The organism is Shewanella gelidii, from assembly GCF_014647855.1.
Lineage (GTDB): Bacteria > Pseudomonadota > Gammaproteobacteria > Enterobacterales > Shewanellaceae > Shewanella > Shewanella gelidii.
Genome location: NZ_BMPZ01000009.1, coordinates 120365 through 146199, shown reverse-complemented (window position 1 = coordinate 146199; position 25835 = coordinate 120365). Strand labels below are relative to the sequence as shown.

Annotated in this window: 26 protein-coding genes and 2 pseudogenes; 19 read left to right on the top strand and 9 right to left on the bottom strand. The window is 41.8% G+C overall.

Annotated features, from left to right (window positions below):
• Positions 1-141 precede the first annotated feature (141 nt).
• The 7 genes from IEY18_RS14535 (at position 142) to IEY18_RS14505 (ending at position 3587) form a co-directional block, all read left to right on the top strand.
• Positions 142-411: a hypothetical protein gene (locus IEY18_RS14535; RefSeq protein ID WP_188922111.1), complete on the top strand. Its 270-nt coding sequence runs from the start codon at positions 142-144 to the stop codon at positions 409-411.
• A 118-nt stretch (positions 412-529) separates the two neighbouring features.
• Positions 530-1006 (top strand): hypothetical protein, encoded by a 477-nt coding sequence (locus IEY18_RS14530; RefSeq protein ID WP_188922109.1) that lies wholly within the window; start codon positions 530-532, stop codon positions 1004-1006.
• 111 nt (positions 1007-1117) lie between these two features.
• Positions 1118-1363, top strand: coding sequence for a hypothetical protein (locus IEY18_RS14525; protein ID WP_188922107.1), 246 nt, complete (start codon positions 1118-1120; stop codon positions 1361-1363).
• Between the two features lie 128 nt (positions 1364-1491).
• On the top strand, positions 1492-1950 hold the full coding sequence (locus IEY18_RS14520) for a hypothetical protein (protein ID WP_188922105.1): 459 nt from the start codon (positions 1492-1494) through the stop codon (positions 1948-1950).
• 118 nt (positions 1951-2068) lie between these two features.
• The gene (locus IEY18_RS14515; protein ID WP_188922103.1) at positions 2069-2290 is read left to right on the top strand and encodes a hypothetical protein; all 222 of its coding nucleotides are present in this window, start codon (positions 2069-2071) and stop codon (positions 2288-2290) included.
• 91 nt (positions 2291-2381) lie between these two features.
• Positions 2382-3170 carry a hypothetical protein gene (locus tag IEY18_RS14510; RefSeq protein ID WP_188922100.1) on the top strand — a complete coding sequence of 263 codons (789 nt, stop codon included), beginning with the start codon at positions 2382-2384 and terminating at the stop codon, positions 3168-3170.
• A gap of 42 nt (positions 3171-3212) precedes the next feature.
• Positions 3213-3587, top strand: coding sequence for a hypothetical protein (locus IEY18_RS14505; RefSeq protein WP_188922098.1), 375 nt, complete (start codon positions 3213-3215; stop codon positions 3585-3587).
• A gap of 115 nt (positions 3588-3702) precedes the next feature.
• Here the strand turns inward: IEY18_RS14505 and IEY18_RS14500 are convergent.
• Positions 3703-4919 (bottom strand): annotated as a pseudogene (locus IEY18_RS14500) (IS4 family transposase).
• 136 nt (positions 4920-5055) lie between these two features.
• On the opposite strand from IEY18_RS14500, the gene IEY18_RS14495 reads away from it, so the two are divergent.
• Both IEY18_RS14495 and IEY18_RS14490 read left to right on the top strand, forming a co-directional pair.
• Positions 5056-5394: a hypothetical protein gene (locus tag IEY18_RS14495; protein ID WP_188922096.1), complete on the top strand. Its 339-nt coding sequence runs from the start codon at positions 5056-5058 to the stop codon at positions 5392-5394.
• Between the two features lie 142 nt (positions 5395-5536).
• A complete protein-coding gene (locus IEY18_RS14490) occupies positions 5537-5911 on the top strand; it encodes a hypothetical protein (protein WP_188922094.1) in 375 nt (124 codons plus the stop codon).
• A gap of 22 nt (positions 5912-5933) precedes the next feature.
• Here the strand turns inward: IEY18_RS14490 and IEY18_RS14485 are convergent.
• A pseudogene (locus IEY18_RS14485) lies at positions 5934-6783 on the bottom strand (IS110 family RNA-guided transposase); the annotation flags it as partial.
• 362 nt (positions 6784-7145) lie between these two features.
• On the opposite strand from IEY18_RS14485, the gene IEY18_RS14480 reads away from it, so the two are divergent.
• From IEY18_RS14480 to IEY18_RS14470, 3 genes are all read left to right on the top strand, one after another.
• A complete protein-coding gene (locus tag IEY18_RS14480) occupies positions 7146-7994 on the top strand; it encodes a hypothetical protein (RefSeq protein WP_188922092.1) in 849 nt (282 codons plus the stop codon).
• Between the two features lie 36 nt (positions 7995-8030).
• On the top strand, positions 8031-8843 hold the full coding sequence (rlmA, locus tag IEY18_RS14475) for a 23S rRNA (guanine(745)-N(1))-methyltransferase (RefSeq protein WP_188922090.1): 813 nt from the start codon (positions 8031-8033) through the stop codon (positions 8841-8843).
• Positions 8844-9162: 319 nt separating this feature from the next.
• Positions 9163-9372 (top strand): cold-shock protein, encoded by a 210-nt coding sequence (locus tag IEY18_RS14470; protein ID WP_188922088.1) that lies wholly within the window; start codon positions 9163-9165, stop codon positions 9370-9372.
• A gap of 50 nt (positions 9373-9422) precedes the next feature.
• On the opposite strand, the gene IEY18_RS14465 is transcribed toward IEY18_RS14470, so the two are convergent.
• From IEY18_RS14465 to IEY18_RS14445, 5 genes are all read right to left on the bottom strand, one after another.
• Positions 9423-9740: a hypothetical protein gene (locus IEY18_RS14465; RefSeq protein WP_194468933.1), complete on the bottom strand. Its 318-nt coding sequence runs from the start codon at positions 9738-9740 to the stop codon at positions 9423-9425.
• A gap of 334 nt (positions 9741-10074) precedes the next feature.
• Complete coding sequence (locus IEY18_RS14460; RefSeq protein WP_188922084.1) at positions 10075-11019, bottom strand: ABC transporter ATP-binding protein; 945 nt, start codon at positions 11017-11019, stop codon at positions 10075-10077.
• On the bottom strand, positions 11016-11852 hold the full coding sequence (locus IEY18_RS14455; protein ID WP_188922082.1) for an ABC transporter permease subunit: 837 nt from the start codon (positions 11850-11852) through the stop codon (positions 11016-11018). Before IEY18_RS14455 ends, IEY18_RS14460 begins: the two co-directional genes overlap by 4 nt.
• Positions 11853-11903: 51 nt before the next feature.
• Complete coding sequence (locus IEY18_RS14450; RefSeq protein WP_188922080.1) at positions 11904-12551, bottom strand: YceH family protein; 648 nt, start codon at positions 12549-12551, stop codon at positions 11904-11906.
• A gap of 135 nt (positions 12552-12686) precedes the next feature.
• Positions 12687-13529, bottom strand: a complete 843-nt coding sequence (locus tag IEY18_RS14445) for a CvfB family protein (protein WP_188922078.1) — start codon at positions 13527-13529, stop codon at positions 12687-12689.
• Positions 13530-14041: 512 nt separating this feature from the next.
• Here IEY18_RS14445 and speA point away from each other — a divergent pair.
• From speA to IEY18_RS14415, 6 genes are all read left to right on the top strand, one after another.
• Positions 14042-15955: a biosynthetic arginine decarboxylase gene (gene speA, locus IEY18_RS14440; RefSeq protein ID WP_188922076.1), complete on the top strand. Its 1914-nt coding sequence runs from the start codon at positions 14042-14044 to the stop codon at positions 15953-15955.
• Between the two features lie 28 nt (positions 15956-15983).
• Positions 15984-16928 (top strand): adenosylmethionine decarboxylase, encoded by a 945-nt coding sequence (locus IEY18_RS14435; RefSeq protein WP_188922074.1) that lies wholly within the window; start codon positions 15984-15986, stop codon positions 16926-16928.
• A 36-nt stretch (positions 16929-16964) separates the two neighbouring features.
• Positions 16965-17897 carry an agmatinase gene (gene speB / locus IEY18_RS14430; protein ID WP_188922072.1) on the top strand — a complete coding sequence of 311 codons (933 nt, stop codon included), beginning with the start codon at positions 16965-16967 and terminating at the stop codon, positions 17895-17897.
• A gap of 57 nt (positions 17898-17954) precedes the next feature.
• Positions 17955-18593 (top strand): pyridoxamine 5'-phosphate oxidase, encoded by a 639-nt coding sequence (pdxH, locus tag IEY18_RS14425; RefSeq protein WP_188922071.1) that lies wholly within the window; start codon positions 17955-17957, stop codon positions 18591-18593.
• Positions 18594-18730: 137 nt separating this feature from the next.
• On the top strand, positions 18731-19303 hold the full coding sequence (locus IEY18_RS14420) for a YceI family protein (protein ID WP_188922069.1): 573 nt from the start codon (positions 18731-18733) through the stop codon (positions 19301-19303).
• Positions 19304-19392: 89 nt separating this feature from the next.
• Positions 19393-19746, top strand: a complete 354-nt coding sequence (locus IEY18_RS14415) for a DUF3802 family protein (RefSeq protein ID WP_188922067.1) — start codon at positions 19393-19395, stop codon at positions 19744-19746.
• 81 nt (positions 19747-19827) lie between these two features.
• Here IEY18_RS14415 and IEY18_RS14410 read toward each other — a convergent pair whose 3' ends face one another.
• Both IEY18_RS14410 and IEY18_RS14405 read right to left on the bottom strand, forming a co-directional pair.
• A complete protein-coding gene (locus IEY18_RS14410) occupies positions 19828-22413 on the bottom strand; it encodes a PDC sensor domain-containing protein (RefSeq protein ID WP_188922065.1) in 2586 nt (861 codons plus the stop codon).
• 424 nt (positions 22414-22837) lie between these two features.
• Positions 22838-24325 carry a methyl-accepting chemotaxis protein gene (locus tag IEY18_RS14405; RefSeq protein WP_188922063.1) on the bottom strand — a complete coding sequence of 496 codons (1488 nt, stop codon included), beginning with the start codon at positions 24323-24325 and terminating at the stop codon, positions 22838-22840.
• 522 nt (positions 24326-24847) lie between these two features.
• Here IEY18_RS14405 and pheS point away from each other — a divergent pair.
• Positions 24848-25831 carry a phenylalanine--tRNA ligase subunit alpha gene (gene pheS / locus IEY18_RS14400; RefSeq protein ID WP_188922060.1) on the top strand — a complete coding sequence of 328 codons (984 nt, stop codon included), beginning with the start codon at positions 24848-24850 and terminating at the stop codon, positions 25829-25831.
• Positions 25832-25835: the final 4 nt, after the last annotated feature.

Below are 25835 nucleotides of genomic sequence, written 5' to 3'. Positions count from 1 at the left end.
TGCAACGTTTTATTTTCAGCGTAAATGACGTATAACAAGCTAATTAATAAGGACAAAAAACAGTTGGCTGTTTTCGTTCCTCAACATTTTAGCCAACAATTTTTTGCCCATTATTAGGGCGTTATATGCTCAAGGAAGGATATGAGAATCATTGACTGTTATTCGGAAACATCAGACATAGGTCCTGATATTGCTATATTCGAAACTGAAAACTCTGGCTTTACCCTTTTAATGTCTCGTTCTGGTGACCCCTATGATCACATGAAAGTGTATTTCGATGACGAAGAGATACTCGAAGGTCAACGCGCAAAAGAAATTCTTGAGCTAGTTTCTTCTGCAAAAAATGAGCTTGATGAAGAGGCTTCAGCAATATTCATTGGTATTAGAAATGCGATCGAAAAGAGCATATAACAAGTTGCTCAAGTTCGTTCGCAAACTCACTGGGACAATTAACAGTTGGCTTGGCGCTTCGCGCAAGTATAGCCAACAGTCAATTGCCCCTTAGCAAAGCGTTAGGTTGCTAGGGAAGATGTTGTTAAATCATTGGACTCACGAACGTAAGCAGATCGAGTTTAACTCTGAAACAGGTCTAGCGAAAACGATAAACTTGGGCAACGCTAAAAACACTGATAAACCTTGCTTTGGATTTGCCCATAGCGAGAAGAGAATTTTTGGCTCAAGAATAAACTTCGCGATTTACAAAGAAAATGACAACATTATATTCTCCGCAGGTAATAAAAATTGGAACACTAGTGACTCAGGAATAGAGTTTAAACATTCACAGCCTTTTCCATTTATTTCAAATTTTCAGGTAATTGAAAACGGTGTTTGTACTTTTAGTATTTTGTATTCACATTTAGCTAGAGCGTTGTATTCGATTATTGATGTTACTTACGACCAAATTGATAGAGACGCAGACTTTTATTTGGAGTTTGTTTCAGAAAACCTACTAGATAAAGAGTGGCGCGCAATGGTTATTGAAAAATGGGACTCAATCGCAACCTAACAAGTTACTCAAAAGGACGCAAAACGCTTGGCTTGTGCTCCTTCGTCGCCAATTTTAGCCAAGCATTTATGCGCCCATTAGTAAGGCGTTATATGCACCGAGGGTGGTGGAATGAATTTATCAGCAGCATCAAATACTGAAATTCCTGCATATGAATTATTAATTGAGCTTGGTTATGAAGTAGCTCAATTGAACTCAAATAGCGCTGATGTCTTATGGCTAGCAACGCGAAACGGAGATAAATTCAAAGCTAATGGGTTAATTGAACTTTTAGGTATTGTAAAGCTAGCTGAATGCAAAGGAGAGAATTGGCAAGTATCAGATGATAAAATTGATATTTTTCTTTCTAAGTTTTAGTTTAATGTGCATATAACAAGCCACTCAAGCAGGACAAATAACAGTTGGTTTTGTTCGCTTCGCTCTCTATTATAACCAACTATTATTTGCCTCTTAGTGGGGCGTTATAAGCACTTAAAGTTTTGAGTATGAATCAAGTTGTCGAGTTAAAAGAAGAACAGTCAAGCGTAGGTGCCCCATGTCCTGTAGTCTTAAGTGATGAGCATGATCTATTCGTTGCTTATTACATGCAGGAGCAGTCAAAAGACTTTGAGCTTGAAGCTGTTGGTCTGGTCAAGTTTACGGGTTTTCACTCTTATAAGTTTGGTGCACCAAACGATGAAGCATTTCATGGACACCCATTAAGCGAAAACGGGTTAGAGCCATATGGAACCTTTAAAATTCAGAATTCAACATGGGTTCAAGAACTATGCATACAAAATAGTGTTCACCCTTACCACTCTGATGACATTTTTAGAGATTTAATTCACTTTGTGTGGAGTTTTCACGACACTACTTTAGAGGTGGTTGCTAAGAGCTACGAGTTTAGTCTCCACCAAGGCACTCCAAGTAGTGTTTTAGCAAGCTACCTTTCAAGTATCGAGTAGGTGCTTATAACAAGTTACTCAAAAGGACGTAAAACGCTTGGCTTGCGCTCCTTCGTCGCTAATTTTAGCCAAGCATTTTACGCCCATTAGTAAGGCGTTAAGTGTCGGGGGTGGTTGAGTGAAGCGTGGCTCAAAAGGAAGCGATAAAGAGCTAGATTCATATTCAAAGATGTCTCTTCCGGATTTAAATAAGGAAATAGAACGCTGTATGTGGGGCTCTAAAAACGGTGGTACTACAGCTGGTAGGAAATCCTACTTCAAACGTTTATTGTGGCTGGAAGAGATTCGCGAAGATGTCCATGGCATTGAGGCTCCTAGGCGTGATTTTAGAAAGCATTAATCAACAAACACTTAACAAAACCAGCCAGAGGGACGCAGGAAACTGCGCCCCTGCTGGCAGGCGTTAGCAATCTTATCGAGAGATCAACCAAATGAAGTATATAATAACCATCATTTTTTCATTACTTGTGGTGGGGTGTTCGTACGAAGATATTAAAGAGTCGATAGTTCCAAAGGAAGAATCATCTTTTGCCAAGGGCTATTTAGAACAACTTCGATTAAAGAATTATGAATACATAAAATCTCAAATGCATCCAGAGCTTCTTGCCAAAGTAACAGTTGAAGAACTGGATAAATTGTCTGGATTTTTTCCAGAAGGTGAGCCTTTAAATACTGAGTTAATGGGTTCAAATGTTCGTACATTCAATGATATTTGGTCAGCGAGTTTTTCGTTTGAGTCTAAATTTGAAGTAGATTGGTCAATATCAAGTGTTTCCATGACGAAGCAAGATGGAAAGATTTTGGTGACAGGAATTAATGTTTATCGAACCAATGAATCACAAAAGGTATTAAACTCTTTTGGTAACGCAGATATAAGTATGTCTAGGGTTTTAATATTCGCACTAACAGTAGTCACTCCAATCTTCATGATCGTAACTTGCTTTTTTGTTTACCGAACCCCCATAGAGAAAAAATGGCGCTGGTACTTATTGTCGTTTGTTGGTATTGGTGCGATAGCAATGAATTGGACTACTGGCGAAATAGCCACAAAAATAGCAACAATAAAACTCCTAGGTTTTGGTGCTAGTGCTGCAAGCGAATTCGCTCCGTTTATATTTACTTTTACAATACCTATCGGGGCAATAACATTTTGGCTAAAACGCAAAAAAATGATTGAACAAACAATTGCTAACAAGGCCAGTCAGCAGGACGCAGCATAGCTGCGCCTCTGCTGGCGGCGTTAGGTTTATCACTCAATATCGATGTTGAAATCACTATTTTTGTCTTTGGCACTTAGGGAAATTGATAAAGGCGGAACACGCTCTTATTCAGCTATTTCTGCTGTATCAACATTATCTTTTTTCATGCTTCTTAATCTTTGGTCAATTTTACTAATTACCGAAATTTTCTTAGGAAGTGTATTTGCTGAAATTAATAACTTTCTATTTAGCCAAAAACACTACATTGCAAGTGCGGTAATTTTATATTTTATCGTTGCCATAACTGTCTACTATCGTTATAAAAACCTAGATTTGGTGTCATTGGCAAAACAGCATCCAAACGGTATAGGTAGATTCATTATCTATGGTGCATTTAGCGGTATTGTTTTTATCTATGCGTTGTTTTTGCATATATAGATACACCTAACAAGCCAATTAAGCGCGGGACTGCTAAAGCTTGGCTAAGTTCCACTTCGTTACACAGTTTAGCCAAGCATTTATCAGCCCCTTATTGGGGCGCTGGGGGATCCCCTCAAAATTGAGGTCTTCCAGCAGTGTGAACCAACTTGATGTATTCATGCATCGCCCAGCGTAAATGTTGCTCTGTTATCTTGTAGTTTTTCCTCTTCCGAACTTCTTTCCCTAACCTCACAATCGACAACACTGGCCGATGCCGGATTGTATTGGCTTGAAAGTGCTTTTGCCATCCTAAATGAAGGGCGATAATACCGATTAACCATAGTGCAATTTCAGCAAGCATGGCGATGAGTAGCAGTACGTCTAGCCGCTTTGGGTATCGGCTTTTACAGTGTCGCAAACCCATTCCATATTGTGGACTTTTTAAGTCACGAAACGTCTCTTCAATCTGCATTCGTTTTGCGTAGAGGTTCGTTACTTGGACAGAGTTAAAGTGGTTGGGCGGTAAGTTGGTTGCGAGTAACCACGGCTCTTTACTGCTTCTACCATAGCTTGCTTGAGCGGTATGATTCCTTCCAGCTTTTGAAGAGCGGCGGTCTTTGCGACCTTTTTCCTTTGCTTTATACAAGTGTAAATGGCATTGCAATGGACTCTTACGGGCAAGCTTTACACTGCCTATGTACTTGGCTTTGTTCGTTGCAGTTGGGTAAAGGGATTTGTTGGAATGCCATTGGTGTTTGCCCGAATGTTGGTAGCTGACATCACCACGTACACGTCCTAGCCAGAACCAGCCTAGTTTAGCGACTTGAGAAAACCAGGTATTTCGATAACCCGCATCAGTAACGATTAAAGGGCAGCAATGCTTTGGTAAAACGTTTGCCAACTCTTCAAGAAAACGGTTGTGGCTGCGCGGTGAATTGCTATCTCTACAGGCTTAGCATCGAACAAAAATGTGCGCTCGTAGAGAGTCACACTTCGACCTTGAACACTGATGGACGCACGCAAAGTCATCAACCTCAATTGTTCACGAACATCGGCCCAATCTACAAGAATTATGGGCATAGGGTTGGCACCACAAAGGTGGCGTGCATGCCATTGATATATAGCGATTCGGTCATTATTAAGGTGGTGATTACCGAGTAATCGGTCAATGCGCTTAATGCTGTGCTTAGCAGCCACATTGCCTGAAATGTTACGGCCTAGCTGGGTTAATGAGAGTTGATTACCATCGAGTAATGACTTAGTTGCAACTATCAGAGAACTAAGACGTTTTTTGTGAATTGTTGGGCATTGCATCGCTAGCGATTGATGTAGTATGTTGATGTCGCGCATGGTGTTGTTCTAGTTTGTTTTTGGCGAAATTGATTAGATCAAACAGCACCATGCGTGTCTACTTATTGATTGTAAAAGAAATTATCTGGGGATTCCCTAGATTGCGGCGTTATAAAGCATCAAGGAACGAATTCGCATGAAATCAACAATAATCACAACTCTAATTATTCTCCTTTTATCTGGTTGCACCTCAATGCAACCTCTATCTGAAGGTATGCCGAAATCTCAATTTGGTAATGATTTAAAGGTTGGGGACTATATATCTATTGTCACAAATGATGGAGAAACTTTTGAGTTTGAAATTAGTTTGGTTGATTCCGAAGAAGTACATGGGGAAGGTGTGGCAATTAAAATTTCAGACATTACTGAAATAAAAAAGAGAGAGTTTTCTTTGTCTAAATCTTCTGGTTTGGTTGCAACCATATGGGTTGGGCTTTCAATTATAGTTCTTGGCTATCTTGGGGTAGTTTTTTAATAGCTTTATAACAAGTTGCTCCATCGGAAACGTACAGTTTGCTCACGCTTGGCACATTTTAGCCTAACAGTACTTAGCCGCTGAGCCAAGCGTTATGTTTTTTATATCGTGCAATGGTGCACATTAAATTTAAGGATGAATAATGAAAAGTTTATATAAAGTGTTAGTAGCAAGTACCTTAGCTATGTCCTCTATGGCTTATGCCAATCAAGATGTAACTTTGAAACTTGATATGTATATTAACGGCGATTTAGTGAAACCAATTTCATTAAAAGGTCAGATAGCAGAAAGTTTTACAGCTCAAATTGATGGCGAAGTAAAATACGATATAGTCCCAACTATTGAAAATGGAGCAGTTAAACTTTCAACTATTTACTATACATATACTGACGGTGCCTTTGTTCAAAAAGAGAAGCCTGTTTTAGTTACTGCGGCAAATCAAGCTGCAACGATTGAAATTGGCACTGAAGGCGTAAAGGTTTATAAAATCCAAATCACACCGCAAACAAAAATATAACAAGAGACTATGGCGTCAATAGTTAATTTTGAGCTTTTGGCGTTTCCCACATAGCACCATCTCTGAGCATTGAGTTTAACGTCACAACCATCTTCCTAAATGCAGGCAATTATCGCCACTTTCTTTGGTTTTCCAACTGCGACTAATCGCAGGTATGTTTCTCTGAAAACTGGGTTAGATTGAATTGCAGACATCATCGCCATATATAAAACCGTTCTGACTTGATGGCTGCCTCCCTGAATTTTTCTTTGGCCTTTGAAGCGGCCGCTTTCCTTGTTCATTGGCGCAACTCCTACCAGTGAGCTCGCTTCTTTGTTGTTAATATAGCCTAACTCTGGAAGGCTACTTATGATTGAGGCCGCGGCTATTTTACCTATCCCTTTCATGCTTTGAGGGATGACATTTTTAGCTTGATAGTCAGGGCATGATTCGATGAGTTTAATGGTTTTAGTTTCAATCTTTTCTATCTGGTTTTTAAAGATCGTTAAGATGGCTTTGATTGTCATTGCCAGTTCTTTAGGCAAAATTTGAAGACGGTTTTTCTCCATCGTTTGCATCACTAATATTTGATTGCGCCTTGAGACCAAATCACTCATGGCCTGCATGATTTCTGGCTTTAACGTAGATAGTTTAGGTTTAATTGCTTCACCATAATGGGTGATAAGTTGTGCGTCTAACTTATCAGTTTTTGCTCGTTGACCAATCGCACCAGCAAAACGTTTTATGTGTATTGGGTTGGCAATAACGAAGGGTAGGTTGGCCTCAGCACAGGCCATGATAAATGGCATTTCTAGGCGACCTGTCGCTTCGATAACAATACGCTTTGGTGGGTATTGCTTAATTTTCTGTATCGCATTTTTATTGCCTTTTTCTTAACTGTTCACAAGTATGGTTATGTCAGCCCCAGCCGAAAGTGGGTGTTGTGTTGCTTGGGTTTTAGCGTGCTTCGCTAAGACGTTGAAAGGCACTAATAACATCGGCAGTTAGAGCCATACCCCTCGCTTGCGACTTTGCAAGATGTCGAATCAGTTGTCGAGCTGTGCGCTGTCTCAACAATAGCTTTTGCTTGTTTATGTAAAAGAGAATCTGTGTCAGGGACTTATATGAATCAAATTTTTATTAGAAAATTGTTATGCATCGCAGTTTATGACTATTTCGCTTTCCATTTCGTATAAATTTGCACAGCATTGAAGGATATTTGCATCATTTATTTCTTAAAAATAGCGAATCATCGATGTTTAACCAATTTCTTGATCAGGCCATTATTCTTGATGTTACCCAAAAAGTTACTTTAGATATTCGGCTTGCTGAAGAAATGAGTGATTTTGCAGTGTTGCAGTTTATGCATACGCCGTTGCTTGAGTTGATTGTTAATCGCGTGGAACGCCACACGGCAACAATTGCTATCCGGGCACTTCCATTTTTAACGGTGTCGGAATGCCAACCAGCGCATTTAGACGCGAGTCACCGGATTTCAGTGCATTCATTACTGAGAACAAAAGGCCAAGGGCTGCGGTATTATCGACAATTAGCGATGGCGCCTAAACTGTGTGCCACTGCATTACGAAATGGACTGTCGCTGACACTAAAAGTGAATGATGGCGTGTATATTTGTAATGACGAACATGCGAAATTTGAAGTTGTCCCCTTAGAGCAGGACGTCAGAGTATTTGAAGGCCCTCGGGCATTAATGATGGCAAGAGAGCTAATCTCCCGAAGCTATGATTATGATAAGAAGCCTGAAATGATAGCAGTTCACATGAGTGAACTGGATATGGTAAGCCGAGAGTTAACGGATTATCTAGCCAGCGAAGCGGGCAAGTTACATTCGGGATTACGTATAGAAAGCGTGCGCCTAGAGAGTCAAATTACTGAAAAACGTCAATGGCTACATCGAGAGTATTCTCGGGCAATAGAGCGAAGCCACTTGTCGGGGGGAGCCAACGAAGATTGGTTGCCAGAGTCTCCGGGCGCAGAACTATCCGCGAAAAAGCGTTTACGTATGTTAGAATGTTACCAACTACTAGCCCCAAAGGAAGTGACGGAATTGGTACAACAAATGATGGAAGAAGATCATTTGTAAAACAATTCGTTTGTACTTCTTCGATTGAGACCGTTCATGTTTTATCAATGTCCTATATGTCGTTCCCCCCTTGAATTGAATATGCCAACATGGCAGTGCCACCAAGGTCACTGTTTTGACCGTGCCAAGGAAGGGTATGTCAACCTGTTACCTGTGCAAAATAAGAAATCAAAAGATCCGGGGGATAATAAAACGATGATGCAGGCGCGTCGTGAGTTTTTAAATGCCGGCCATTACCAGCACTTGAGCGATAGAGTGGGGGAGTTAGCACTTGAGTTTGCGCCTCAAACACGGTCGATATTGGATATTGGCTGCGGGGAAGGTTATTACAGCGATCGGTTATTCAATGTCTTTTCTTCTGACAATGAATGTCAACTTCATGGTTTAGATATTTCAAAATCTGCAGTTCGCTATGCATCAAAACGATATAAGCAAATGCACTTTTGTGTTGCGAGTGTGTTTGATATGCCATTTGTTGACCAGAGTTTTGATTTAGCTTTGCGCATCTATGCGCCGTCTGATTTGGATGAGCTAAAACGAGTGATATGTCCTGAAGGTCTGTTGATTACCGTTGCCCCAGGACCTATGCATCACTTTGAAGTTAAAGAAAAAATATATAGTGATCCACAACCTCATCCTGAATCAATTGCAGAAATCGATGGTTTCGAGTGTTTACACTACGAACGCCTGCGTAGCCGAATGAATCTAATTGACGCGAAAGATATTCAAAACTTTTTGCAAATGACGCCATATGCATGGAAACTAACGGAAACTCAGAAAAAAAGCATGGCAAATTCGAATTTTGAATGTGAGCTGGATTTTCAAATCGAAGTACATAAGTTGCGCTAGATCTCAGTGCTATCAAAATCGCTATCCATATAAAAATTAAGGACTTTTAAATCAACAGGGATTTGTGCAGTAGCTCATAGGTTGTATTCGGGCTTAGATGTTGAGCAAATAACAGAAATTTAAGTAAAAAAAGCTGATATGAGCATTTTTAGTTAGTTGACTTATAGGGAGAATGCTATATAGTGAACTCAGCTTGAAAGTTGGGCTTATATTTATGTGTTCAATACGACCAGTTCGTCCTGTAACATAAGTAATACCGGCATTTTCCAGCGCTACTGCCGTTAAGGCTTTAATTTATATATTTACAGGATTTCAAATCATGTCTCAAGTAACTGGTGTTGTTAAGTGGTTCAACTCTGATAAAGGTTTCGGATTTATCGAGCAAGAGTCTGGCCCAGACGTATTCGTTCACTTCCGTGCTATCAACACAGATGGTTTCAAGACTCTTGACGAAGGTCAAAAGGTATCTTTCACTGTGACTCAAGGTCAGAAAGGTCCTCAAGCTGAAAACGTTTCTGTTGTAGGCTAAGTCTTGATTCTCAGTATTTAACTGAGAGTTAAAAAGTAGAGAGCTATGGTTTATGCCATGGCTCTTTTGTTTTTAGGGACAAAATTTACAAACTGTCTGACGTTAATTCTCAAGTTGTTTAAGCGTCGTGGCTGAGCGCTCAGACTTTCGCGGTAATGTTTCTCTTGTGTAGACGTTAAAATACTCAAGCTGTAGAAATAGCGATAGTCGCTTATTCCCGCCTTTGAAATTATTCTATCCAGCATCCAGCATCCAGCATCCAGCATCCAGCATCCAGCATCCAGCATCCAGCATCCAGCATCCAGCATCCAGCATCCAGCATCCAGCATCCAGCATCCAGCATCCAGCATCCAGCATCCAGCATCCACGCGTTGATCTAGCAGCGTTGCGATTGCCTGTATCACTTTTTGAATGGGCAGAAATCTAGCTCAAGCCGACCTATTAGTGGCTCTGGGTTATGACATTAATATTCGAAACCTGTTCTATTTGGCTTTTTATTGACTGTGTATCCTTGGCTGCACACAAGCTGTGAGGCGGTACGTCCGTCGCAGTAGTTTTAGAGGTGGTGAGCTTTTAAGCTCAATGTGTGTGAAGGAACTTTGCAAAAGAAGTAAAAGGTAAAGCGGATGATTTTTAGTTCAGCTCAGTTTTGGTAAAAAAGGAGCCTTTTGACAGGGCTCCTTTTTATATTCTACTACTTGGTTAGGAGAAGAGGGTGTCTTCTAGTCGTTTACCGTTTAATAGTTGCTTGTATTGCCAGTGATGTTTTTGCAATTGCTGAAAGATAAAACTTTCGACTTCATAGGTGTTATTCAACGGCTTATCAGGGGTTGATTTTTGGTTGATGGCAACTCGCTCTATTAAAAACTCTTTTGCGTTTCGCGATTCAATGTGATGAATACCGGGATGTTCACTTAAGACTTGTATGACTTGTATGACTTGTTGCGCGTCGCACTCGGTTAAGGTCAGAGTCAGGAATTTGTTGTCATCTTGGTTATTTTGAATGGAAACAGATTGCGTTAGCTGGCCTTTCTCTAGGTAAATCACTTGATCGCATAGCTTTTCTAGCTCGTCCAAGTTGTGCGAGCTAATGATAAACTGAGTGTGTTGCGCTAATGAATCGATGAGCTCTCTTAGTTTTTTTGCATTCGCGGGATCAAGTCCCGCGGTGGGCTCATCGAGTAAGACTAGTTCAGGTTCCCCAATCATGGCCTGCGCGATAGCGACACGCTTGCCCATGCCATGACTTAGGCTATCAGGTTTTTGATTTGCTGACTCAAGTAAGCCGACCAATGATAATACTCGTTTCGCCTCAGCTCGAGCATGCTTGGACTTATAGCCCTGCAAAGAAGCAAAGAAAGCAAGTTGGCTAGCAATTGAAAAGTTAGGGTCTAATGCGGCGTCTTGAGGGAGCGCCGATATGCGTCCTAAAAGAGTCGGGCTACCGGCTGGCGAACCGAGGATCTCTACTGTACCAGAGGTTGCTGAAATATAGCCGCAAAGGATACTAAATAGGGTTGTTTTTCCGGCACCGTTTGGGCCTACAAGTGCAATCGGTTTCCCACCTTCTAGTTCAATACTAACGTTATTTAAGGCTTGGGTTGAACCAAAGTCTTTACTTAGGTTGTGACATTTGATCAAACTCATAGGGCAATCCTTATCATGTACAGTCTGCCGATAAATAATAAGACCAGTGCCTGTAGCAATGGGATTGCCGAATAGGAAAGACTATCCATGCCTTGGGTATTAATCATTGAAGAAAGCTGTGCACCAGGTAGTGTCCATTCCAGCATGGCAAGCTGTGGAGCATAGAAATTGATGGCCGCCATCGCGATAGAGGTTAACGCCCAAAATACGATAGCCTGAACTGTAGCCTGTCGAGCGGTACTCGCGTGCAAGGATAAAATTGCCATTAGTGCTGTAAAAGGGAGCAACACAATAAATAAATTGAGAGTGACAAGAACCCCGTCGAATATTGCGGCACCAATGAGGCTTGAGTCGCGACTAATTGCTAACAATACCGTGGCGCTAACCGCTAGAATAACTAAAAAAAGCTGGATAGCCATTTGTCCGATAAACCGACCGAAGAATATGCTATTTCGACTCGCCCTCAGGGTTAAAAATCGAAAGGTACCGCGGCTACGGTCCGATGCAAACTGATCGGCGGCAATAAAAATGCTAAATAAAGGAAATAGATACAGCCCTAAACACCAAAATACCGCAAGCTCTGCAACCTGCCATTGAAATAATTGGTTTACAGCGCCTTCACCAAAAAAACTCGCGATAAAGGCTTTGAAATCCGGGCTCAATAAGTAATCTGATGCGCCACGAATGGGATAAAGCAGAATGATTCCCCAAACGAGGGAGAAAGCAACAATCGACAAAATCCCTCTTTTGTTATTGAATAATTTTTGTAACTCAAAGAGAGCAATGGTGACGCTATTACTCATTTGAGAAGGGCCGGTTGAGGCTGCCTGCATCGTTTGATTCCTTTGCATGTAAATATTGATAACAACTGCATTTATCGCTTGCTAGCTCAGTGATTCTAATTGCTGTATGAGTTCGGCGACTTGTTGCTCTAGTTTGTCAACGCGTGATTGCAAGCTTTCATTTGAGGGGGCTATATCCACGGTTGTCATGGGTACAGGAATCGACTGAAGTTTGCTTACATCTTCGTTGTGCTCAGTCATTAGCTCTCTAAATCGAATTTCCCGTTTACCTGGTATCTTTGGCAATTGCATGGTCAGCGGTGGTTGGCGTTGTTGCAATTCGTTTAAAGTTACTTCTACTTCAGCGATATCGCTAAAACTATATAACCGCGTACTCCGTGTTCTCAGTTCACCGGAAGTTTGAGCGCCTCTCAGTAGCAAAAGGCAAACGATGGCAACTTGTGCAGGGCTAAGCTGTAAATCGCTAAATTCGGTATTACAAAAACGATGCTTGTATTTAATAACCCGGCTACCAAATCCAGACTGTTCACTAATGAGGCGCTTTTTGTTGAGACTATCAATGCCCTGCTGGACATCGGTCTCAGATAAGGACATCACAGGTTCCCGACTTGTTTTTTGATTACAAGCCATCGTGAGCGCGTTTAGTGATAATGGGTATTGATCGGGGGTGGTAATTTCTTTTTCAAGTAAGCAGCCAATAATTCGTGCTTCTAATGATGTTAGTTCCATTCTAATCTCGCTGAAAAGCATGACGAGCAGGGGCGTCATGCTTATTATCCTAGTTTACTTGTCTATAAATTTATTGTTCAGCTAATGTTCACTGAATATTTAGCTTAACAAATCTACTTCGTTGAAAATGTGGGGCTATTCGCGATTTTGAGTCAAACGGATGCCATCTGAGTCAATACTGATCATGCCTTTTTTGTATAAGCCGCCGATCGACTTTTTAAATGCTTTTTTACTCATTGCTAGCTCGGCATAAATCACGTCTGCATTGGTTTTATCTGTAAGTGGTAAAAAACCTGCGGCAGACTGCAGTCGTCTTACAATGCTCTTAGCATGTTGGTCGAGTTCTTCTTTGCCACCTTTTTGCAGCTGAAGATCAATTTTTCCATCTTGCCTGATTTGCTTGATGTAGCCACGGGTGCGTTGACCAAAACGAAGCTTTTTAAATACCTCATTCTTATAGATAACACCCCAATGATGATTATTTATAATTGCTTTATAGCCAAGTTCTGTGGTGCCTGCGATGAGTAGTTCAACCTGTTCGCCAGCTTTGTAGAAAGCAGGGCTATTGTCCAAAAATTTATCGAGTTTTGATGAAGCAACAATGCGCTCGTCTGCTTTATTGATATCAATATAAACGAGGCAAGTTTGGCCTTCTTCAACCGGGCGTTTTTGCTCGCCAAATGGTAGCAGTAAATCTTTTTCTAAGCCCCAATCCAAAAATGCCCCAAATGGACCCGTAGCGACCACTTTTAGCAATGCAAATTGACCGACTTCTGCCACAGGGTGTTTCGTTGTGGCGATGACCATGTCCTGGGAATCGAGATAGATAAATACGTCGAGCATGTTTCCTAGTTCAGTGTTCTTTGGAACGAACTTATTAGGTAACAAAACCTGCCCTAACTCTTTAGCATCTAAATAGACGCCAAAATCAACTTCTTTCACCACTTCTAATTTGGCAGAACGACCAATCTGTATCATGTAATTCTCTGGATTTAACTTCTTTATGGCGAATTATATACAGAACCAATCCCTTTTGCAGTGTAAATATCCTTGTAGCGCTGAATTTAGCTGGTTTTATAACGCGCTTTAAACCGATTTTTTTACATGCTATTTTGAACAAAATCGATGTCATTATGAGCCCGAATTCTGGTTGAGCGTTGCCAGTGAATTATTGTATTGATTTTGTCCGTGATTCAACAAGGTAAGTAAGAGAATCGGCAGAATAAAATTATTTTTTATTCTGCTAGAAATCCTGCTTGCATTAGCCGTATTTGCGCGGTTTAATTGCGCGCCAAGTTGTGAATCTAAACCAGTGGTGCAACTTGTGTGAGTGCGGCGAGAATACATCCGTCGTCAATAAAAAAAAGACCAGCCATACGTTATTTATGCTGGCTTATACTTTGTCAGATTGCGACACTTTTTCATGATGTTATCGCAATTTTGGCGCTGATGATTTTGAATTTATATAGTGGGAATACAGGCTAAGAGATATGAACAACTGGTCTATTGATGATGCTCGTGCGGGTTACAACGTAACGCATTGGAGCCAAGGCTTTTTTGGAATCAGTGATGATGGTGAAGTTACAGTCACGCCAGATCCTGCCACTCCGTCTCACCAAATTGGTCTAAATTCTTTAGCCAGAGATATGGTCAAGGCGGGTGTTTCTTTGCCTGTGCTGGTGCGATTTCCACAAATCCTTCACCATCGCGTACATAGCCTGTGTCATGCATTTAACCAAGCGGTTCAGAAATACGAATACCAAAATGACTATTTGTTAGTTTATCCAATTAAAGTGAATCAGCAGCAAACGGTTGTTGAAGAAATATTAGCAAGCCAAAAATCAAAAGAAGTGCCGCAGCTGGGTCTTGAAGCTGGTAGTAAGCCTGAGTTAATGGCGGTGCTAGCCATGGCTCAAAAAGCGAGCTCTGTTATCGTCTGCAATGGCTATAAAGATAAAGAGTATATTCGACTGGCGCTCATCGGTGAAAAGTTGGGCCATAAAGTATATATCGTTTTAGAAAAGCTATCAGAGCTCAAGTTAGTTTTAGAAGAAGCCAAGCAGCTTGGCGTGACGCCTCGTCTTGGACTGCGCGCTAGATTGGCTTTCCAAGGCAAAGGCAAATGGCAAGCGAGTGGTGGTGAAAAATCTAAGTTTGGATTGTCGGCAGCGCAAATCTTGAGTGTTGTCGATAGCCTGAAACAGCAGGGGATGCTGGATAGTTTACAATTGCTGCATTTTCACTTGGGTTCGCAAATTGCCAATATCCGCGATATTCGCCAAGGGGTGAGTGAAGCCGCGCGATTCTATTGTGAATTAAGAAATCTTGGAGCGAAGGTTAATTGTTTCGATGTTGGTGGTGGTTTAGCAGTCGATTATGACGGCACCCGCAGCCAAAGCAATAACTCGATGAACTATGGCCTCACTGAATATGCAAACAATATTGTCAGCGTATTGGCTAATACCTGTAATGAATATCAACAGCCAATGCCGAGATTGATTTCAGAGTCCGGTCGCTTTTTAACAGCCCATCATGCAGTTTTGATTAGCGATGTGATTGGTACAGAGGCCTACTCTCCAGAAGTTATCGAAGCACCATCTGAAGATGCACCCTTGCTGTTACATAACATGTGGCGTTCTTGGGAAGAATTAAGCAGTAAAGCAGACCAACGCGCACTGATCGAAATCTATCATGATACCCAAAGTGATCTCACCGAAGCGCACACGCTATTTGCCATGGGACAACTGACATTAGAGCAAAGGGCATGGGCAGAGCAGACTAATTTAAGAGTTTGCCATGATATCCAAGGTCAATTGAGCGCGAAGAACCGTTATCACCGTCCAATTATCGATGACTTGAATGAGAAACTGGCCGATAAGTTTTTTGTCAATTTCTCCTTATTCCAGTCACTGCCCGATGCATGGGGAATTGATCAGGTGTTTCCCGTGTTGCCGCTATCTGGGCTTGAAAATGCTTCTGAGCGCCGTGCGGTTATGCTAGATATTACTTGTGACTCCGATGGCACCATTGATCAATATGTTGATGGCCAAGGTATCGAAACCACGTTGCCAGTACCTGCTTGGAGTCCAGAAAGCCCCTATTTAATCGGCTTTTTCTTAGTCGGTGCCTATCAAGAGATTTTAGGTGACCTACACAACCTATTCGGAGATACAAACTCGGCAGTGGTTCGATTAGACGAACAAGGCCTTACAAATATCGAATCAGTGTTTGCTGGTGATACGGTTGCGGATGTATTGCGATACGTGAATTTAGATGCTGTGTCGTTCATGCGTACATATGAGCAATTGGTCAATCAACATATTGTTGAGTCAGAGCGCGCCCATATTCTTGAAGAATTGCAGCTTGGATTGCAAGGCTACACCTACTTAGAAGACATCACTTAAGTGGTGTCATATCGAGCTGCACTGCGGCATGCTGGAGCTGAAGCCACCGATGTTTTATGAAGGCTGCGAGAAAAAGCTGGAGGTAATTGTTGATCGAGGTTGCCCCAATTTACGCCATTTAGGTGCAGACTTTTGGCAACGTGTCGTTCATTGCGCGGATGCGATGATTGTTTCTCGTATGAGCAACGATGATTGTGATGCCTACGTATTAAGTGAGTCGAGTTTATTTGTATGGCAAGATCGCTTCGTCATGATCACTTGTGGTGAAACCGTTCTTGCAAACTCCCTGATGCTATTTGCTAAAGAAATCGGCCAGGCTCAAATTGCATTTGTTTCTTACCAGCGGGGCAAGGAGTTACTCCCCGAGCAACAATTGAGTCATTTTGTCGATGATGTTGCTAAAATAAAAACAGTGATCAATGGTCAGTCCTACCGCATTGGCGAAGTGAGCCAGCGTCATCATTTTTTGTTTCATAGCCACAAACAATACCAGCCAGGTAGTCAAGACTGCACGAGTGAACTGCTGATGTATCAGATTCGCGGTCATGTATCCAATTACCTCAGGCAGCCACAGCAAAAAAACTGTGAAATACTTGTATTATTGGGCCTAAAGGATTTATTGCCGGCATTTACGTTCGATGACTATTTGTTTTCGCCTTTGGGCTATTCGCTCAATGGCATTTCAGGTTCTCAATATTTAACCCTGCATATTACGCCGCAAGAAAGTGGCTCTTATGTCGGCTGTGAAACTAACCTCAGTGATGCGCATTTGGTACAGACAATATTTGTCCAACTCTTGAAACTATTTGACCCAAAAACATGGGATGTCATAGGCTTTAATGCCACGCTAAATTTACCCCGTTTTTCGGTTGAAAGTGCGAGTTGTTGTTTGGATATTGAACAAGGGTATCAAATTGAATTTAACTATTTTGAAGCGAGCGCGAATGGGCGATTGCTTATTGAAAAATTATAAGAAGGAAGCAGAGTAAGCTTCCTGTTTGGAGATATTATGACGACAATTGCTGATAAAGCTGATTACTCCTTATATTCGAATGCATTTGGTTATTTACGCCAACCGCTTGATTTCAAGCCGTTAGAGAGTGATGCGGATATAGTTGTTCTAGGATTACCGTTTGATATGGCAACCACTGGGCGCTCTGGTGGTCGACTTGGCCCTGATGCGATCCGTCGTGCGTCGGTAAATTTAGCGTGGGAAGAAACTCGCTGGCCGTGGAACTTTAAACTCAGCGAACAAATAAAAATTGTTGATGCAGGAGATCTTGTCTATAACTGCGGTGATAGTGCTGATTTTACCCAAAGAGTCGATGATTTTGCGTCAGCTATTGTGGCTTCAGGGAAAGGCTTGCTGAGTTTTGGCGGTGATCATTTCGTAACTTTACCGCTATTACGTGCTCATCATAAGGTGTATGGGAAAATGGCATTGCTGCATTTTGATGCGCATACCGATACCTATTCACAAGGTAGTAAGTATGACCATGGCACAATGTTTTATCATGCGCCAAATGAAGGTCTTATTGATGCAGAGCATTCGGTACAAGTGGGTATTCGTACTGAATATGAGGCAGAGGGACATGGCTTTGATGTTATCGATGCGGCAACGGCTAATGATATGACGGTTATTGATATCGTCGAACGTATTAAACAGCGCGTTGGTACCCTTCCTTTGTACGTAACATTTGATATTGACTGTTTAGATCCTGCATATGCGCCGGGAACTGGAACGCCAGTATGCGGTGGTTTAAGTAGCGATAAAGCAATGAAAATTATTCGTGGCTTGCGAGGCATGAATATTGTGGGTATGGATGTCGTTGAAGTTGCGCCAGCCTATGATCATGCGGAAATCACAGCACTTGCCGGGGCTAGCCTTGGCCTTGAAATGTTGCATGTATGGGCCGAAGGGAAAGGGCTCGTAAGCAAGTAAATAAGACTTCTAAGCTGATTAGGCTGCAATTGTGCGCAACCAGCCAAAGGAAAAGGTATGACGGATTTAAGTGATATTCGCCGTGAATATAACCGTGATGGTTTGAGAAGGGAGCAGCTACCGAATGATCCGATGGCACTGTTTAGCCTTTGGATGGAACAGGCTCGTGATGCGGAGCTGAGTGATCCAACCGCGATGGTACTTGCCACTGTGAATGCAACTGGTCAACCGTTTCAGCGAATTGTATTACTCAAGCGATTTGACGAGAAAGGTTTCGTTTTTTTTACAAACCTTGAAAGTCGTAAAGCCGAGCAGATAACAGAAAATGCACAGGTTAGCATGTTGTTTCCTTGGCAAGCTTTAGAGCGTCAAGTCGCAGTAACCGGCGTCGCTAAACCGCTGAGTCATACCGAGGTTTTAAAGTATTTTGTAACGCGCCCCAAAGAAAGCCAAATTGCAGCTTGGGTATCAAATCAATCGAGCAAACTATCTGCAAGGCAGGCGCTTGAATCCAAATTTAACGAGATGAAACAAAAATTTGCGAAAGGTGAAGTGCCTTTACCTAAGTTTTGGGGTGGGTATTTAGTGGAGGCCGATAGTATTGAGTTCTGGCAGGGCGGTGAACACCGACTGCATGATCGCTTTTTGTACGTCAAGCAAGCATCAGGCTGGCAAATTGATCGTTTGGCCCCTTAGTCAAAGTTGCTTGCCGACATTGCAATGAATGTGAAGGTTACTTAATTCGATATTCATAAAAGCGCTATGGTCAGCGCTTTTTTTAATGGGGATGAGTCCGCTATACTGCAATAAAGCATGCACTCTAAGGAATGGCGATGAAACACTTTATACTAATGGCTCTTTTGTTTTGTTTTTCGGTTGGCCTACAAGCAGAGACTTGGAATGTCGATAACCAAGCTTCCCAAGTTAACTTTATCTCGGTCAAGAAACGTGATGCTGCGGAAGTGCACCGGTTTACTCAGGTTGAAGGGCGCTTGAGTGAGACGGGGTTTGAGCTCAGCATACCGCTAAAATCTGTGCAAACGAATATTGAAATCCGCGATCAGCGGATGCAAAGTATGTTATTTGAAGTCGCTAAGTTTCCAGAGCTAAAGCTAACCGCTCAAATCAAGAGCAAAATGGTGGATTCTATGGTCATCGGTCAGCGACAGGTTTTATCGGTGCCCGCCAAAATTTCGCTTCATGGTTTTGTGCAATCTATGACCATTGATGTTGTGATTGCCAAGTTATCTGACCAGCAAGTGATGGCGACCAGCTTACAACCTATCATTGTTAGTGCTGATGGGTTTGGTTTGGGAGAGGGAATTGAAAAGTTACGTCAAATTGCAAGTTTGTCTTCCATTAGCTGGGCCGTGCCTGTGACATTTGTTTTAGTTTTAAATAAATAGCGTGGCGCGTTTATAATTGGACAAGACAGAAGTAGCTCATTGGTTCATACTTTAGTATGTCAGTGTGGGTAAAAAGTTTAGGAAGCATCATGGTTACAGATAAAGATGGTTATATGCATTTGATTCAGTATTTGACTGAGCACCTTGGCTTGTTTGAAACCCCTGCTTCTGAAGAATTGGTAAGTGACACCGTGATGTCTCTGTTTGAAGAGCAGTTAGCCGCGCAGATTATCATGGTGTGTGGCCAAAACCCTGAGCTATCCTTCGCTGATCGTAACAAAGTAATTCGAGAAGTTGATGCTATTGTTTACGATTTAGAAGAAATTCTCGCTAATGTTGCTAATCGCTATGCCACACCCGAACAGACTCGATTTATTACAGAGTTTTCAGGCCTGATTAAAAACTTGTTTGATCAAGAAATCGCAAAATTAAAGCAAGTTTAAATGAACTGCACATCAGTTCTTTAATGTATTGAGCGAACGTGAGAAATCTCGTTGGCGTTCGCCATTTGCTACATGGAATCATTAAAGTGCTTCAATTGGAATTTTGCAGCGAATGTTTGTCCCTTTGTTGATTTCACTCTGAATTGTAAATTCTCCACCTAAATGATGCTGTACCCAAAGTGCAACGCAGCTAAGTGTGCCTTGGCATTGACGCTCTTTTATCAGTACTTGCGTCTTTGCCAGTATGACAGGGTGTAAACCGACGCCATTATCTTTTATCGATACTTCTAAAAGCTTATCCAGACTTGAAATGGAGAGGTGGATGTTTCTGTCGCTACGTTCAGATGTGAATCCATGGCTGATGCTGTTAGAAATTAGTCGGTAGCTTAATAGCAGCAACATCCAAGCTTGGGAGTCAATCGTCAGCGCTTGTTCAAAGTGTGTCACGAGATTAATACTATTTTGATCGAGAGTTGGCTGTAATATTGATTTTAAGTGGCCAACAAATTCATCGACGTGCAGTGGCTTTACATTGGTGGAAGCATGGGCTGTGAGTTGATACATATGGCGAAGTTGATCCGCTTGATTCGTTAAGGTATCGACAAACTTCGGGTCAGAAATCATCGTACTTCTGTGGATTTCACTTAGAAGCTGATCTTGCTCGCGCATCATTTGTTCTACCATGGTTGCAAAAACTGATTGCATCATCGATTGACTATTGATGTATGCTGAATTGAGTTGCTGTTGATGCTGTAATTGTTCTTGGGTAGAGGCAGCCTTGCTTTTGAGTTGTTCAATGAGCTCAGATTGCGCATGTTGCTTATCTATTTGTTGTGTTTTCAATGAATCTAAGCGATCTAATTGCTGCTTTTGAGAGTGCTCAATTTGTTTTTGTAAACTAAAGTCAAAAGCGACGGCCCCGATTGCAACAGGCTCTCCTTCAAGGTTTTTAATGGTAAATTTGTTGACTAAAAAGGGGATCTCACCACGCGTCGTCGGTAAGACTTGTTCAACAAAAATGGCTTCTGTTGTCTCCATAATTCTTAGGTCAGAAGCTCGGTAATTTTGAGCCAGAGTCGCCGGGAAGATATCGAAATCATTTGAGCCAACAAGATGCTGCCTTTCTATACCTAATGTTTCGCAATATTTATCGTTTACTAAGGTATAAATGTTATTCAAATCTTTGACAAAAATCAGGCACGATGAGCTATTCAACATAGTATTTAGTTGATTTTTATTCGCCTTTAAAGCTTGTTTTGCGGTGTGTTGAACCTTGAGTTGATGCTCGAGTGCTGAGTTACTTTTATCAAGATTCTGACTAATGGTTTCTAATTGATGGGTACGGCTAATAAACGCTTTCGCGAGCATGCCAATTTCGTCATTGCGCTGTGCAGCTTTAAGTTGAAGGCTATGACTTTGGCTTTCATCTAATGTCGAAACCATTTCACTAATGGGTTGCACAAATAAACGATTGAGTACTGCAAATAAAACGACCAATGCAAGCAGTTGAATGATGACCAAAAAGCCACCAATCGTGCCTGCAATTGAACTGGCCTGATTTTCAAAAGCACTTGTTGGCGTAATGATTGCGACTTTCCAGTACGTATTTGGCATCCTAAACAGCGAGGCCATTGCGGGCTCTTCTAACTGAGGATCCATGTTCACTTTGAACGACGACAATATAATGGGAGGCTTTGAAAGCGGAGACGCCTTGGCGTTTACAATGGCGCTTAACATTGAGTGCCGCTCTTGAGCACCTTTACTTTTGAGGTTATCAAGTTGCTCAATCGTAAAAACCCGTTGTGCAAGTGATTGCGTGATGAGCTGTTGATCTACAGCTTGAATTTGCTTTGCCATTTTTAAATAGCGCGTTTGTTGGGAGGCGAGTGTTTGTATATTTAACTCTGGTTTGTCACGGGTTAATTCCAGATGGCTAGGGTAAGCAATAATATTGTTAAATTGATCGAATACGATTAAATAGCCGCTCATTTCCAGTAAAGATTGCTCAAGAAAACGACCCATTTTTTCAAGATTCATATCTACGGTGGTTACGCCGATAAACTGGTGTTCTTTCCAAATTGGAACCGAAGCCGTCACCATGGCTGTTTTGGTGTGAGGATCTTGATAAACACCTGACCAATACGTGTGACCTTTGGAAAAGTAGCGTAAGGGTTTGTACCAAGGTTCTGTATGATAATTGGGGCTATCGCCAAGATTGTAATCATTGATTTGAATGAATTGTTCATGCTCATTCCGAGCCCAGAATTGACTGGGGCGATAGGTATTGTCCTCAGCTTGTTCGTTTTCGGGCCATATCCCACCACCTTCAATTAAGTGTTTTTGACTTTCCATGCCTAGAAGGTGAGGCGTGATTTGTTGTAAGTGCTGTGGTGAATCATGGTAAAGCTGTGCCATATTACTCATTGAAATTGCGAGACTTTCAACTTGTGAGGTCACTTCTAGCAGCTTCGCAATGACCATTTGACCTTGGCTTTTATTAATGGCTTGCTGTTGTTGTAAAATTTGTTTGTTTTGTACTGTGATTAAGACCCAGTAGGTACTGCTGACGACAATGATGGCAATGACGAGTTGAAATAAACTCAGTTTATTGGGCAGGCTATTTCGCCAATCAAGTTGGCGTGAGGTGAGAAGCTGTTTGGTGTTCATTGTTATGCTCACTCCCTGCAAATCGAAATGTCGCTATGTTGTTGTTATTTTTGGTTGGTTTTTACATAGATTTAACATGATAGTTTTAAGTTAGCATGCTACCGCAAGTATTCAAGGGAATGCTGACTAGATTAGCGATTATTAAAGTTACTTAATTGAAAACAGCTTTGATGGACAAGTTCGCAGAGAAGCCTGTTTTCAAATAAGGTGTCATGTAGGTGACGAAGTGTGGCTTTATTGATATGAATCATTAGCAATAATTAGCAGGTTTCATTTAAAGCAGCTGATATCGCTAAATCGACAGCATCATATCGAGATTGACTATGCCTCATGATTGAGTTAATAAAAAAGCAGAGATTATTCATCTCTGCTTTTTTGTGAAATTATATTGCCGTTTCAATTGCTCAAGTTTGCAACTTCAACACTATACTTTGAGGCCAACCAATAGCTGATCCATTTGTTCCGCGGTTGCTTGAAGTTCATCGCAACCAGAAACCGCCCGATTAGCAGACTGTTCTACATCATGACTTTGGTTGCGGATTTCCATTAAGTTCGTTGCAATTTCATTTGCCACACTAGACTGTTCTTCCGCTGAAGTAGCGATTTGCACGCTCATTTCTAGGACGGTATTACTATGGCTAGCAATAGCGACGAGGTCGTCGCCGGTTCGTAGAACATGCTTTTTACCTTCATCAGCTTGTTCCACTGTTTTTCCCATCACTTGAGTTAGCTGTTGACTCCCAGACTGCAGTGCTTCAATCATCGCTTTAATTTCAACGGTTGCAGCTTGCGTTCGACCTGCAAGCGTCCTGACTTCATCGGCAACGACAGCAAAGCCACGGCCTTGTTCTCCAGCGCGTGCCGCTTCAATGGCCGCATTTAATGCGAGTAAATTAGTTTGTTCAGAAATTGCATTAATTGTCGTCACCACTTCATCAATCTTGCAAGCATTTTCATTTAGCGTGGCAACAGCCTCTGAAGCATTTCCGATTTCTGTGCTGAGCAGCTCAATAGAATCAACTGTTTCTGAAATATCTTTCGAGCCTGCCGCGACTTGGTTGTTGGTTTCTTGGGTTTCAGTTGATGATTGCTCTGCGTTACGGGCGACTTCTTTTACTGCTGCGGTCATTTCTTCCATGGCCGTTGCTAGTGAATCTAAATGCTCTCGTTGGTTAATTGCCAGATCCTGGCCTTGTTCGGCATTCTGTTTGAAGTCGGTGACGACTTGACGAATTTGCACGGTTGCCTGAGAAATGAGCTTCACTAAGTTGTGTTGACGTTCAACCAAGGTATCGATGCTGATGGCAAGAATACTAAATTCATCTTTGACTTCAAAAAAATTGAGTCGGCCGGTGAGATCGCCGTCGGCAGCTTGCTTTAAAGCTCTGACCGACGTGAATAGCGCGCCACCAACAAACGTAGAAATGTAATAACAGGTGACTAAAATGGCCAGAGCTGCGCCAACAATTAAACCCAAGGTGCTGGAATCGGCATTCATTGCGGCCTTTGGTACTTCAAGTCCTGTAATCAAATTAAATTGATTCGAACTACTAAATGCTTGAGTTAAGTCGTTTGTCACACCGCCGCCTTCCTGTGCCAAAGTTCTCGCGTCGTGAGATGCGCTGTTTTTCGGCATAACTTGTAATTGGGCAGGGAGCTGCTGAATAAAGTTCTGGTGCGCCGATTCTGGAAGCTGTTTTAGGGCTATTTCAATGGTTTTATTGATGTGTTGGCTTTGAGTTTGAGTTAGATTGGCAAGTATGTGCTGAGTTGAGGCTTGATGGCTTGCCAGCAGAAGATAGGCAAAGAGAATGAGAATAAGAATAGGGACCAATGCCAAAACGGCAAACTTGGTTCTGAGCGTCATGTGGATTAAGTATTTATCTATCCAACGAAATTTTACTTCTTTCATGAGAGCCTCGTTTCTCTGACGTTACAAAATAATCGATTTCATTTAACTATAGCCAGCCTTTTTGCCAATCAATCCATCGGTTGGTGAGGTATCATTCCGTGAACACACTAAAAAGCCTACTTTAATTACGGTAATTGACTGGATTCTACGCTTCTGATCACGTTTAGGCTAGGTGTAAACGGATTTGTCGCACGTTTTTGTGAAAATGAATTACTGTTTTGTGCTAAAGAGGTCTTGGGTGTATATAAATTAGTCTGTTTTTTGATACAAAGTTGAGCGTTACGCAACACCTAAATATTTTAACTTTTCAACGTAAAAAGAAGCATCTTATTCTGTTACATCACTCTACAGGCTGAATATCAATTAACTTCGCGTTTTTTCGCAGGAAAAGAGGCAGTTTTCACTAGTCAAAAAGCCTCAGCTATCGTAGAATTTCCTGCTTTGTCTGAATGTAAAATTAGACCCGCACTAAACACCTATAGTCTGCATATTTAGCAGGCAAAATATGCAGTGGAAGAGAAGATGCAGCAGTTAACCGATATTGTGGAACAGGCGCTTGCCGTCATAGAGCAAGCCCAAGACCTAAAATCCCTCGATGAAGTTCGTGTCGATTACCTTGGTAAGAAAGGTAAGATCACCGACATGATGAAAATGATGGGCAAACTACCACCAGAAGAAAAACCAGCGTTCGGACAAGCTGTCAATAAAGCGAAGCAAGCTGTTCAACAACAATTGTCGCAAAAAATTGAAGCGCTCAAAGCTGCAGAGTTAGAGAGTCAACTCGCTGCGGATAAAATTGATGTCACGCTCCCTGGGCGCTCTGTAGGCAATGGTGGATTACATCCAGTCACTCGCACCATTGAGCGCATTGAGTCATTCTTCGGTGAACTCGGTTTTACTGTAAAGCAAGGTCCTGAAATTGAAGATGATTTTCATAACTTCGATGCGCTAAATATTTCGGAGCATCATCCTGCGCGTGCTGACCACGACACGTTTTACTTTAATCCTAAAGTGATGTTGCGTACTCAAACTTCTGGTGTTCAGATCCGTACTATGGAAAAAGAGCAGCCTCCTTTGCGTATTATTTCGCCGGGCCGTGTCTATCGAAATGATTACGATCAAACCCATACGCCGATGTTTCATCAGGTTGAAGGTTTGCTTGTGGATGAGCATGTCAACTTTGCTGAGTTAAAAGGTATTCTCCACGACTTTTTGCGTAACTTCTTTGAAGAAGATTTACAGGTACGTTTTCGTCCATCTTATTTCCCATTTACTGAGCCTTCAGCTGAAGTTGATGTCATGGGTAAGAATGGTAAATGGTTAGAAGTGTTGGGTTGTGGCATGGTGCATCCAAATGTACTCCGTAGTGTCGGAATTGACCCCGAGAAATATTCTGGATTTGCTTTTGGTATGGGGGTAGAGCGCTTAACGATGCTTCGTTATGGCGTGAATGATCTACGTGCCTTTTTTGAGAACGATCTACGTTTTCTTAAGCAATTCAAATAACGGA